At 70.7% G+C, this 12774-nt stretch carries 8 protein-coding genes; 4 read left to right on the forward strand and 4 right to left on the reverse strand.

The genetic code is table 11. The annotated features are described in order from the left end of the window. Nucleotides 1–116: 116 nt before the first annotated feature. Nucleotides 117–740, reverse strand: coding sequence for a LysE family translocator (locus tag VE614_RS15285; RefSeq protein WP_324936761.1), 624 nt, complete (start codon nt 738–740; stop codon nt 117–119). 205 nt (nt 741–945) lie between these two features. Here VE614_RS15285 and VE614_RS15290 point away from each other — a divergent pair, with 205 nt between their 5' ends. Beyond that, complete coding sequence (locus VE614_RS15290) at nt 946–1521, forward strand: CGNR zinc finger domain-containing protein (protein ID WP_324936762.1); 576 nt, start codon at nt 946–948, stop codon at nt 1519–1521. Nucleotides 1522–1764: 243 nt separating this feature from the next. On the opposite strand, the gene ppdK is transcribed toward VE614_RS15290, so the two are convergent. Both ppdK and VE614_RS15300 read right to left on the reverse strand, forming a co-directional pair. Continuing rightward, a complete protein-coding gene (gene ppdK / locus VE614_RS15295; RefSeq protein WP_324936763.1) occupies nt 1765–4512 on the reverse strand; it encodes a pyruvate, phosphate dikinase in 2748 nt (915 codons plus the stop codon). Between the two features lie 421 nt (nt 4513–4933). Next, nucleotides 4934–6178, reverse strand: a complete 1245-nt coding sequence (locus VE614_RS15300) for an ROK family protein (protein ID WP_324936764.1) — start codon at nt 6176–6178, stop codon at nt 4934–4936. 120 nt (nt 6179–6298) lie between these two features. Between VE614_RS15300 and VE614_RS15305 the strand changes: the two genes are divergently transcribed. From VE614_RS15305 to VE614_RS15315, 3 genes are all read left to right on the forward strand, one after another. After that, the gene (locus tag VE614_RS15305; protein ID WP_324936765.1) at nt 6299–7831 is read left to right on the forward strand and encodes an MGH1-like glycoside hydrolase domain-containing protein; all 1533 of its coding nucleotides are present in this window, start codon (nt 6299–6301) and stop codon (nt 7829–7831) included. Next, complete coding sequence (locus tag VE614_RS15310; RefSeq protein ID WP_324936766.1) at nt 7828–9780, forward strand: glycogen debranching N-terminal domain-containing protein; 1953 nt, start codon at nt 7828–7830, stop codon at nt 9778–9780. The genes VE614_RS15305 and VE614_RS15310 overlap by 4 nt, the downstream gene beginning before the upstream one ends. Nucleotides 9781–9970: 190 nt before the next feature. Further along, a complete protein-coding gene (locus VE614_RS15315; protein WP_324936767.1) occupies nt 9971–11596 on the forward strand; it encodes a CDP-alcohol phosphatidyltransferase in 1626 nt (541 codons plus the stop codon). Here the strand turns inward: VE614_RS15315 and dusB are convergent, their stop codons facing one another. Further along, nucleotides 11597–12751, reverse strand: coding sequence for a tRNA dihydrouridine synthase DusB (dusB, locus tag VE614_RS15320; RefSeq protein WP_324936768.1), 1155 nt, complete (start codon nt 12749–12751; stop codon nt 11597–11599). Nucleotides 12752–12774: the final 23 nt, after the last annotated feature.

A 12774-nucleotide genomic window follows, 5' to 3' on the forward strand; every position in this document is an offset into this window, starting at 1 on the left:
CACGTGAGCGAGGAGTGACGGGTGGGGGTGGCACCCGCCCGACGGCGCCACCCCCACACCCCATCCCCACGCCATCATCATCTGCTGTCGCAGGCTCGCCAGATGAGATGACCCTCTTAGGCCAGGAGAATCTCGACAGTGATCGCCGCCGCCAGCACAACATAAACGGCGCACGCAGCATAGTTCAGCACAGCCGTCGCTCTTGTCGAGCCGGTGAGTCGCGCATGAAAAAATCCCGACAACACCCCGATGCATCCGTAAAGAATTACCTCCATCAGGACGTTGATTGCACCGAGAACGGCCATCTGCAATTCGGGGTTCTCTGCACTCCCTAGGAACTGTGGCAGCACCGCGAGGTAAAAGAGGATTATTTTCGGATTCGTCAGGCTGACTAACACTCCTCGCAGATACCACCTACCTGTCGCGATATCGCCGTGTCCGTCGACCGCACGACGCGCGTTTCGCAGCGTCACGTACGCCAACCACAGCAGATACGCTGCACCCAGTATGCGCACCGCATCAAGCACCGATGGGTGCGATCCAGCGATCTCCCCCATCCCGGCAACGACGGCGGCGGCATAGAAACTCATACCTGTTCCTATACCGAGGATGGCTCTCAGCGCGGACAGGCGACCACCTTCAAGGCCCACTGCGAGCATGTAGGCCATATCAGGCCCGGGCGGAGCGAGAAAGAGCAGGATCACCGCAATGTAGCTCGGCAGTACCGCTAAATCCACCATCGTCAACTACCTCCGGCTTTGGCGTGGCGTACCGGGAGCCCCTCGACGCCGGCAGCGATCGATCCGCACCGAGTCGCCCCAGTCGGTGGCCGGGCACCTGCTGCTGGCCTCGGAGGATTCCATGAGATCCCCGAGTCGACACCGAACCACCTAGGGCGGTTCTAACATGCTGGCGCTCCAGGTGGCAACCGGCTAAGGTGGTTCCGTGGCTACTGTTTACTTCCCTGAGTTCCGCCTGGGTAAAGTACTGGCGACCAGCTTCACGGGAACCCTGTCAGAGCGTTACGGTGAAACGCTGGAGCGAATTCCTGTACCCTCTCGGCTCGCAGACTGGCTGGCAGTCAACGGACTCGCGGTCGACTCCTGCACCCAGTCCCAGCTCGACCGGGCTCGAGAGCTGAGGGAGTCAATTCATGCAGCTGCCACCGCCGTTGCGAACCAGAACCCGCTTCCCTCTTCAGCCGTCCAAGTCATCAATGACTGCAGTACTCAGGGTCTGGCCTCGGCGATCTTGACGTCCGAGGGGGGCCGGAAATGGCGGCTGCGCTCTTCTTCCGTAGAAGATGCGCTCAGCGTGGTCGCCGCCGATGCGATCAGTCTCCTTGCGGGAGAGCGAGAGGGAAAGATCTCCTTGTGCGCCTCACCCACGTGCCGAGCCGCTTTCCTGGACACCAGCCGAGGCGGCACACGGAAATGGTGCGACATGAATACGTGTGGAAATCGCGAGAAGAAGGCACGCTTCCTCGCCAACAAGCGCAACAGCTCAAGCCTTGCCGGCTGACCACTTCCATGCGTTCACCGGCATCGCCTGTCCCCTCGTCCGCCGGCGCAGGCTTGCCGAATGAGACGACCTCTGAAGCGGTGATCGCTCGCCACCCGCCGTACGCCACAGATGATGCGCGAAAGGGCGGCACCCCCGCACAGGGTGCCGCCCTCTCAAGAGACCGAAGCCGTCGCCGATCGGTGAGGGTCGGGTGACAAGCGGCGGCTTCGGAGCATCGCGTCGTGCCGTGCCCGGCAGGGCTCAGCGGTGGTCGCTGCCCTCCGACGTCGAGGCCGCGCGGCCGGCCTCCAGGCGGGCGACCGGGATGCGGAACGGGGAGCAGGAGACGTAGTCCAGGCCCACCTCGTGGAAGAAGTGGACGGACTCGGGGTCACCGCCGTGCTCGCCGCAGACACCGAGCTTGAGGTCGGGGCGGGTCGCGCGGCCGGCCTTGGCCGCCGCGGCCACGAGCGAGCCGACGCCGTCCTTGTCGATGGTCTCGAAGGGGCTGACGCCGAAGATGCCCTTCTCCAGGTACGCGGTGAAGAAGGAGGCCTCGACGTCGTCCCGGCTGAAGCCCCACACCGTCTGGGTGAGGTCGTTCGTGCCGAAGGAGAAGAACTCCGCCGCCTCCGCGATCTGGCCCGCCGTCAGGGCGGCGCGCGGCAGTTCGATCATCGTGCCGATGGCCAGCTTCAGTTCGGTGCCGGTCGCCTGCTGGACCTCGGCGATGACCTGGTCGGCCTCTTCGCGGACGATCTCCAGCTCCTGGACGGTTCCGACGAGCGGGATCATGATCTCCGCGCGCGGGTCGCCCTTGGCGGCCTTGCGCTCGGCCGCGGCCTCGGCGATGGCGCGGACCTGCATGGTGAACAGGCCCGGGATGACAAGGCCGAGGCGTACGCCGCGCAGGCCCAGCATCGGGTTCTGCTCGTGCAGGCGGTGGACCGCCTGGAGCAGGCGCAGCTCGTTCTCGTGCGGTTCCTGGCGGGACTCGGCGAGGGCGACACGGACCGAGAGTTCCGTGATGTCCGGCAGGAACTCGTGCAGCGGCGGGTCGAGAAGGCGGACGGTGACCGGGAGGCCGTCCATCGCCTCGAACAGCTCGACGAAGTCCTGCTTCTGGAGGGGGAGGAGTTCCTTCAGGGACTCCTCGCGCTCCGCCTCCGTGTCCGCCAGGATCAGGCGCTCGACCAGTTCACGCCGGTCGCCGAGGAACATGTGCTCGGTGCGGCAGAGGCCGATGCCCTGGGCGCCGAAGCGGCGGGCGCGCAGCGCGTCTTCCGCGTTGTCCGCGTTCGCGCGGACCCGCAGGCGGCGCTTGCGGTCCGCGAAGGCCATGATGCGGTGCACGGCCTCGACGAGTTCGTCGGCGTCGTCGGCACCGGCGTGCATCCGGCCCTCGAAGTACTCGACGACCGGGGACGGGACGACCGGGACCTCGCCCAGGTAGACCTTGCCCGTCGAGCCGTCGATGGAGATCAGGTCGCCTTCCTCGACGACGTGGCCGCCCGGCACGGTCATCCGGCGGCGCTTGGTGTCGACCTCCAGCTCCTCGGCCCCGCACACGCACGTCTTGCCCATGCCGCGGGCCACCACGGCGGCGTGCGACGTCTTGCCGCCGCGCGACGTCAGGATGCCCTCGGCGGCGATCATGCCGTCCAGGTCGTCGGGGTTGGTCTCGCGGCGGATCAGGATGACCTTCTCGCCGGAGCGGGACCACTTGACCGCGGTGTACGAGTCGAAGACCGCCTTGCCGACCGCCGCGCCCGGTGACGCCGCGATGCCCCGGCCGACCTGCTCGACCTTCGCCTTCTCGTCGAAGCGGGGGAACATCAGCTGGGCGAGCTGGGCGCCGGTGACGCGCTGGAGGGCTTCCGCCTCGTCGATGAGGCCCTGGTCCACCAGCTGGGTGGCGATCCGGAAGGCCGCGCCCGCGGTGCGCTTGCCGACGCGGGTCTGAAGCATCCAGAGCTGGCCGCGCTCGATGGTGAACTCGATGTCGCAGAGATCCTTGTAGTGGTTCTCCAGGGTCTCCATGATCTGCATGAGCTGGTCGTACGACTTCTTGTCGATCGACTCCAGCTCGGCGAGCGGGACCGTGTTGCGGATGCCCGCGACGACGTCCTCGCCCTGGGCGTTCTGGAGGTAGTCGCCGTAGACGCCCTGGTGGCCGGAGGCGGGGTCGCGGGTGAAGGCGACACCGGTGCCGGAGTCGGGGCCCAGGTTGCCGAAGACCATCGAGCAGACGTTGACGGCCGTGCCGAGGTCGTGCGGGATGCGCTCCTGGCGGCGGTAGAGCTTGGCGCGGTCGCCGTTCCAGGAGTCGAAGACCGCCTTGATGGCGAGGTCCATCTGCTCGCGCGGGTCCTGCGGGAAGTCGCGGCCCGCCTCCTTCTTGACGATCTTCTTGAAGGCGGTGACGAGCTTCTTGAGGTCGGCGGCCTCCAGCTCGGTGTCGACCGTGACCTTCTTGGCCTCCTTGGCCTTCTCCAGCGCCTCTTCGAAGAGGTCGCCGTCGACGCCGAGGACGGTCTTGCCGAACATCTGGATGAGGCGGCGGTAGGAGTCCCAGGCGAACCGCTCGTCGCCGGCCTGCTTGGCCAGGCCCTGCACCGACTGGTCGGACAGGCCGATGTTGAGGACCGTGTCCATCATGCCGGGCATGGAGAACTTGGCACCGGAGCGGACCGACACGAGGAGGGGGTTGTCGGCCTGGCCCAGCTTCTTGCCCATCCGCTGCTCCAGCGCTTCGAGGTGCGCACTCACCTCGTCACGCAGTGCCGCCGGCTCCTCGCCGCTGTCCAGGTAGACCTTGCAGGCCTCCGTGGTGATGGTGAAGCCGGGCGGGACGGGAAGGCCCAGGTTGGTCATCTCGGCGAGGTTCGCGCCCTTGCCGCCGAGGAGGTCCTTGAGGTCCTTGTTGCCCTCGGTGAAGTCGTAAACGAACTTCACGCCCTCAACGCTGCCGGCCTGCTCGGCTACCTGGGGATCTTTGTTTTCCGACACGGGTCTCGACTCCTAGAGGCCGCGGTGGCTGCCCTGACGGCGAGGAACATACCCAGATCGAAGGCTGCTGGGTACGTCCACTTGCGCGTCATGCGCCTGTAACCACCCGTCCGCCAGCGGATCGAAAGTCAAAGCTTGGTAAGCCCCTGGCGGGCGATGTTTTCATTTCTTGAACACGGTGATGCCCGTAGACGAGGTTTGTCGCTCACATGAGCAGCCTCCGGCACGCCTGAGTTCGATCGATGAACGATCAAGGGGTGGCACTGAGTGCCACCCCTTGGAGAAGTGCAGTCGCCCATGATCCGCTCATCTGAGCGCAACCCTTATCAAGGGTGGCGAGAATCACGCTGCCACGAGCCGCCGGATTTCACCATCCGGACGCGCCCCGAGATGGAAATCCGGCCGTCACACGGGCGGGACCTCACACCCCCATCGCCCTCAGTCGCTCGTCCGCCCGCTCCGGCGCGTACAGATGCTCCACGACCAGCGCACCCGCCCCCACCAGGCCCGCCCGCTCCCCCAGCCGCGAGGTCACCACCTCCAGACGAGCGGTGGAGCGCGGCAGCGCCCGCTGGTACAGCAGCTCCCGTACGCCCGTGAGGAAGGGGGTTCCGGCCAGATCGCCCGCGATCATCAGCACCCCGGGGTTCAGCAGGGTCACGACCGTGGCGAGGACGTCGCCGACCCGGCGCCCGGCCTCCCGGGCCAGCCCCATCGCCTCCGGGTGCCCGGCGGCCAGCAGGGTGCGTACGTCCGAGCCGGACGCCGCCGGCACCCCGCTCTCGGCGAGCCGCCGCGCCACCGCGCCACCACTGGCGACGGCGGCGAGACAGCCGTAGGAGCCGCACCGGCACAGCGCGCCCGCGCCCTCCGGCACCCGGATGTGGCCGATGTCCCCGGCGCCGCCGTCGACGCCCCGGTAGACCGAGCCGTCGACCACGACTCCGGCGCCGATGCCGGTGGATACCTTGACCAGGACGAAGGCCGAGCAGTCGGGGTGGGAGGTGCGCTGTTCGCCGTAGGCCATGAGGTTGGCGTCGTTGTCGACCAGCACCGGCACCCCGGCGGCACCCGTGTGCTCGGTGAAGGCGCGGGCGAGGCGGCCCCTTATGTCATAGCCGTCCCAGCCGGGCATGATCGGCGGCTGGACGACCCGGCCGGTGTCGCTGTCGACCGGACCCGGTACGGCGAGGCCGATGCCGCAGACCTCCTCGGCGCGGTGTCCGGCCTTCTCCAGCAGTTCCGCGAGCCAGCGGCCCAGTTCGCCGAGGACGGCGTCGGGGCCGTCCTCGATGACGAGGGTGCCGGTGCGCTCGGCGTGGATCTCGCCGGTGAGGGAGAGGACGGCGGCTCGCGCGTGCCGGGTCTCCAGGTCGGCGGCGAGGACGACCGCGTGTTCGTCGTCGAACTCCAGGGTGATGGAGGGCCGTCCGCCCAGCGGTGAGTCCACCGGACCGCCGGCGCCCTCACGCAGCCAGCCGGCCCGGAAGAGCCGGTCCAGGCGCTGGCCGACGGTGGCCCGGGACAACCCGGTGACCTGCTGGAGCGCGCCCCGTGTGGTGGCGCGGCCGCTGCGCACCAGTTCGAGCAGTTCGCCGGCGCTCGCCTGGCTGCCGCTCTTTCCGGTCCTCGCGATCCTTCCGGACCTTCCCGGCCGTCCGGTCATGCGCACCCCCTTGTGTTTCCCAAGCCTGCATTACATATTGAGTTTTGCGTGTTAAATAGACGTAACTCTATGGTGGCCAAGACCGAACCGGTCGGCCGGACGCCTTTCGGGGAGCCCCGAGTGGATCGCACCGCCCAACTGACCGTCCCCGGCGCCGAACGCGCCCTCGCATACGATCCGCCGCACGGTCCCGACGGGCCGCGGGCCAGGGCCATACGAGTCCTGGAGGACAACTGGACGGGCACCTCCACCGTTCCGTCCCGCGGCCTGTATCCCCACCAGTGGTCCTGGGACTCCGCGTTCATCGCCATCGGCCTGCGCCACCTGTCGCCGTTACGGGCCCAGACGGAGCTGGAGACGCTGCTCGCCGCGCAGTGGGGCGACGGACGCGTCCCGCACATCGTCTTCAACCCCTCCGTCCCGCTCGACGCCTACTTCCCCAGCCCGGACTTCTGGCGCTCCTCGACCGCGGGCCGGGCCGCGGGTGCCCCGCGCACCGTACAGACGTCGGGGATCGTGCAGCCACCGGTGCACGCGCTGGCGGCCTGGCTGGTGCACGAGGCGGACCCCGGACTGTCCCGGGCGCGTGGCTTCCTCGCCGGGGTGTATCCGCGGCTGGCCGCCTGGCACCGCTATCTGCTGCACCGCCGGGACCTGGGCGGCGCCGGGCTCGCCTCGGTCGTCCACCCCTGGGAGCAGGGCATGGACAACAGCCCTTGCTGGGACGCCCCGCTGGCCCGCGTCACCCCCGCCCCGACCCGCTCCTTCCGCCGCGCCGACCTCGACCACGGCGCCCCCGAGGACCGCCCGACGGACCTGGACTACGGCCGGTACGTACGGCTCGCGGCGGACTACCGGGACAACGGATACCGCGACAACGGACACCACGACAGCGGGTACCGGGATCGCGGGTACCGGGACGGGCCGGGCGGCGAACACGGCGGCCGGGAGAGCGGCTTCGCCGTCGAGGACCCCGCCTTCAACGCCCTGCTCATCGCCTCCGAGCACGCCCTCGCCAGGATCGCCCGGGAGCTGGGTGCGACCGGCACGGCACGGCACGCGCGCGCGGAGCGGCTGACGGGGGTGCTGATCGACCGTCTGTTCGACGGGCGGGAGGGGATGTTCCTCTGCCGGGACGTGCGCTCCGGCGAGCCGATCCCCGAGCGCGGGGTGTCCGGCCTGATCCCGCTGCTGCTGCCCGGCCTCCCCCGCGATGTCGTCCGCGCCCTGGTCGGGACCCTCACCGGCCCGCACTTCGGCCTCGGCGACAGCACCCGCCTGGTGCCGAGCTACGACCTGCTCGGCGAGTCCTTCGACCGGCACCGGTACTGGCGGGGCCCGGCCTGGTTCAACACCGCCTGGCTGGTGGAGCGGGGGCTGCGCACGCACGGCGAGCGGGCCCGGGCCGACGCCCTGCGCACGGCGGTCCTCGACCTCGCGGACGCCTCCGGGTTCGCCGAATACGTGGATCCGTACACCGGCGAGGCCTGTGGCGCGACCGGCTTCGGCTGGACCGCCGCGCTCGCCCTCGACCTGTCGTACGACCAGCCCGACCAGTCACGGGAACGGCTGTCGCACGACCGGTCACCGCACCAGCTGTCGCACGACCAGACCACCGCCAGCAGTGAACTCAGGGGAGGGGACCGGGGATGACGGACCGGCATCATCCGCTCGTGCACGGCGGAACGTTCGCCGCCGTGGGCGACAGCGGCGACATCAGCGGAGTGCGGGCCGGCGGGACGGGACGTCCGGGCCTGCCCGACGGGCTCTTCGTACGCGACGCGCGGCACCTGAGCCGGTGGCAGCTCACCGTCGACGGCGCGGTGCCGGAGACACTGTCCCCGGTGGCCGACGGGGACACCGCGCGCTGTGTGCTCGTCCCGCGCGGTGGCCGGCAGGAGCCGCCCGCGTGCACGGTGTTCCGGGAACAGGCCGTCGGCGACAGCTCGTTCGTGGAACGGCTGCTGGTCACCAGCAACCGCCCGGTGCCCACCACGGTCCGGCTCGCCATCACCGCCGACGCCGACTTCACCGACCAGTTCGAACTCCGCTCCGACCACCGCACCTACGACAAGCCGGGCGCCGTCCGCCGCCGCCAGGTCCTCGACCACGGGCTGGAGTTCACCTATCAGCGCGGCGAGTGGCGGTCGTGCACGACGGTCACCACCGAGCCCGCCCCGGACTCCGTGGAGGAGACCGGCACCGGCGCCCGGCGCCTGGTGTGGACGCTCGACCTGGAGCCGCACGGCACGGCCGGGCTGACCCTGCGGGTGATGGCGCGCCCGCACGGGGAGAAGCGGGCGCTGCGGGTGCCCCGCTCCCCCGGCGCCGTGGCCCAGGACCTGCTGGCGCGGGAGGGCCGGTTCATGGAGGGCGTGGCCTTCCCCACCGGCTGGCCGGAGCTGGCGGCGGCCTGCGCGCGCGGCCTCGCCGACCTGGCCTCCCTCCAGATTCCCACGACCGGCCCGGACGGCGAGGAGCTGCGCGTCCCGGCGGGCGGCGCGCCCTGGTTCCTGGCACTGCTGGGCCGCGACGCCCTGCTCACCGCCCTGTTCGCGCTGCCCTACCGCCCGCAGCTGGCGGCGGCCGTGCTGCCCGCGCTCGCCGCGACCCAGGCCGCCGAGGCGCACTCCGGTTCGGTGGCGCAGCCCGGCAAGATCGTGCACGAGGTGCGGTCCGGCGAGCTGGCGCACTTCGGGCAGGTGCCGTTCGGCCGGTACTACGGTTCGGTGGACGCCACGCCGCTCTTCCTGGTGCTGCTCGGCGCCTATGTCGAGCAGACCGGGGACACCGCTCTGGCCCGCCGGCTCGAACCGCACGCCCGCGCGGCCGTCGGATGGATGCTGGACCACGGCGGGCTCACCTCCCGCGGCTATCTCGTCTACCGCGCCGACCGGGGCGGCCTCGCCAACCAGAACTGGAAGGACTCCCCCGGCGCGATCTGCTGGGCGGACGGCACCCGGCCGAGCGGCCCGGTGATGGCGGCGGGCGCGCAGGGGTACGCGTACGACGCCCTGCGCCGCACCGCCCAACTGGCCCGCGCCGTCTGGGCGGACGGTACCTACGCCGCGCTCCTGGAGCAGGCGGCCGGCGACCTGCGGGACCGTTTCCAGCGGGATTTCTGGATGGCGGAGCAGTCCTTCCCGGCGCTCGCGCTGGACGACGCGGGCCGCCAGGTGGACGCGCTGGCCTCGGACGCCGGGCATCTGCTGTGGTCGGGGCTGCTGGACAAGGAGTACGGGAAGGTCGTCGGACGGCGGCTGGTCGAGGGGGACTTCTTCTCCGGCTGGGGCGTGCGCACGCTGGCGGCCGGGCAGCCGGCGTACCACCCGCTGTCGTACCACCGCGGTTCGGTGTGGCCGCACGACAACGCGCTGATCGCACTCGGCCTGGCCCGGTACGGGCTGCACGACGAGGCCCGGACGGTCGCGCACGCGCTGGTGGACGCGGCGAACGCCTCCGGGCACCGGCTGCCGGAGGTGCTGGCGGGGTATGGGCGCGACATCCATTCCGAGCCGGTGCCTTATCCGCATGCGTGCGTGCGGGAGGCGCGGTCGGCTGCCGCGCCGCTTGCTCTGCTGACCGCGGTGGGGGGCGCCTAGGCAGGGGGTGGGGAGGTTCTCGCGCGGGTACGGGTCGGCGGGGGCTGATCGCGCGGTTCCCCGCGCCCTGCGGGAGTTGTTCGCGCCCTGGGTTGAACAGTGGGTGTGATCAAGCCGTACGAAGGGGCGGCGGACCCGTTCCCCCACGCCGGGTCCGCCTTCAGTCCTGTTTCGTACGGAAGGCCCCTGGGTGTCTGCGCTGAACCGTGTGCTCACCGCTCTGTCCGCCCTGCTCGTCCTGGTCGCGCTGCTGTTGCCGAACACCCTGCACACGCTCACTCCGGACAAGTTCCTGCGGATTCCGGTGGAGGCGGTCGTCGGGGCCGCGTTGCTGCTGGCGCTGCCGCGGCGGTCCCGGCGGGTGGCGGCGGTGCTGGCGGGGGTGGCGCTGGGGGCGCTGACGGTGCTGAACCTGCTGGACATGGGGTTCCACGCGTATCTGGGCCGGGGCTTCAACCTGGTGCTGGACTGGGAGCTGCTGGACGACGCCCAGGCGTACGCCGGGGACACGATGGGCTCGGCGGGCGCGTTCGGGCTGGCGGCCGGGGCGGTCGTGCTCGCTCTGCTGCTGTGCGCGCTGCTCACGCTGGCCACGGTCCGGCTGGGCGAGTTGCTGGCCCGCCATCGCGCGGTGGCCGTGCGGTCGACGCTCGCCGCCGCCGTCGTGTGGACGACGACCGCCGCGCTGGGGGTGCAGCTCGCGGGGCTGCCCGTGGCCTCCGACCACGCGTCGGCGCTGGTGCGGATCCAGACGGAGCGGGTGCGGGCCACGCTGCGCGACGAGGCGGCGTTCGCGAAGGAGGCGAAGGCCGACGCGTTCGGGGCGACCCCGCCCGGACGGCTGGTGCCCGAGCTGCGCGGCAAGGACGTGATCTTCGCGTTCATCGAGAGCTACGGCCGCAGCGCGATCGAGGATCCGGCGATCCGGCCGGGCGTCCACCGCACCCTGGAGACGAGCACCGGGGCGCTGGCGAAGGCGGGGTTCGGGGCGAGGAGCGGCTGGCTGACCTCGGCGACGTACGGGGGCAGCAGCTGGCTGGGCCACTCCACGTTCCTGTCGGGCCTGTGGATCGCCAACCAGCAGCGGTACCGCACGGTCACCTCCAGCGACCACCTCACCCTCACCAAGGCGTTCCAGAAGACGGGGGCGTGGCGGACGGTCGGGATCATGCCGGGGGTGCGGAAGGCCTGGCCGGAGGCGGAGTTCTACGGCCTCGACCACGTCTACGACGCGTTCCGGCTCGGCTACCGGGGGCCGAAGTTCAGCTGGTCGACGATGCCGGACCAGTACGCGCTGGAGGCGTTCCAGCGGCTGGAGCACGGGAAGAAGCGGGACAAGCCGCTGATGGCGGAGGTGATCCTCACATCCAGCCATCAGCCGTGGGCGCCGCTCCCCGAGCCGGTCGGCTGGGACGAGCTGGGCGACGGGCGGATCTTCGAGGGCATCGAGGCGAGGGGGGACGACCCCGCGGACGTGGTGGCCAGTTCCGCCCGTTCCAAGGAGGCCTACGGCAGGTCCGTGCGGTACTCGGTCTCCAGCCTCACCGAGTGGCTGCGGCGTTACGGCGGTGAGGACACCGTCCTGGTCTTCCTCGGCGACCACCAGCCGATCGCCCGGGTCAGCGGCGAGGGCGCCAGCCGTGACGTGCCGGTGTCGATCGTCGCCAAGGACCCGGAGGTGCTGGAGAAGATCGACGGCTGGGGCTGGTCGGAGGGGCTGGAGCCCGCCCGGGACGCGCCGGTGTGGAGGATGGACGCGTTCCGGGACCGGTTCCTGACGGCGTACGGCTCCACGCCCTCGGGGAAGAGGGGCTGATCAGCCGCCGGAGGTGTCCAGCTCGGCGTCCTCGCCGACGCCCGCGCAGTCGTACGGGTCCTTCAGCCAGCCGTCGGGCAGGACGACCCGGTTGTTGCCGGAGGTACGGCCGCGGGGGCCGTCGGCACCGGAGGGCCAGGGCTGGTCGAGGTCCAGCTCGTCGAGCCCGGCGCGCAGCTCCGCCAGGGAGGAGGTGATGGCGAGGCGCTTGCGCATCTCGGAGCCGACGGCGAAGCCCTTGAGGTACCAGGCGACGTGCTTGCGGAAGTCGACGACGCCCTTGGACTCGTCGCCGATCCACTCGCCGAGCAGCCGGGCGTGCCGGACCATGACGTCGGCGACCTCGCGCAGGGTGGGGCGCGCGATGTCCTCGGGGCGCCCCTCGAAGGCGGCCACGAGGTCGGAGAACAGCCACGGCCGGCCGAGGCAGCCGCGCCCGACGACGACACCGTCGCAGCCGGTCTCGCGGACCATGCGCACCGCGTCCTGGGCGGACCAGATGTCGCCGTTGCCGAGCACCGGGATCTCCGGGACGTGCTCCTTCAGCCGGGCGATGGCGTCCCAGTCGGCGGTGCCGCCGTAGTGCTGGGCGGCGGTGCGGCCGTGCAGGGCGATGGCGGTGACGCCCTCCTCGACGGCGATGCGGCCGGCGTCGAGGTAGGTGATGTGGTCGTCGTCGATGCCCTTGCGCATCTTCATGGTGACGGGGAGGTCCCCGGCGCCGGCGACGGCCTCGCGGAGGATCGCGCGCAGCAGGTTGCGCTTGTAGGGCAGGGCCGAGCCGCCGCCCTTGCGGGTGACCTTCGGGACCGGGCAGCCGAAGTTCAGGTCGATGTGGTCGGCCAGGTCCTCCTCCGCGATCATGCGGACGGCCTTGCCGACGGTGACCGGGTCCACGCCGTACAGCTGGATCGAGCGGGGCTGCTCGGTGGGGTCGAAGGTGACCAGCTGCATGGTCTTCTCGTTGCGCTCGACCAGCGCCCGGGTGGTGATCATCTCGCTGACGAACAGGCCTTTGCCGCCGCTGAACTCCCGGCACAGGGTGCGGAAGGGAGCGTTGGTGATCCCGGCCATGGGGGCGAGGACGACGGGGGGCTGGACGGTGTGCGGGCCGATCCGGAGCGGCTGTGCGGGCGGCTGAGTGGGCGTGGACATTCCTCCATTGTGCCGCGCGATGA

Origin of the sequence: Streptomyces sp. (assembly GCF_035645055.1) — a bacterium.
Classification (GTDB): Bacteria; Actinomycetota; Actinomycetes; order Streptomycetales; family Streptomycetaceae; genus Streptomyces.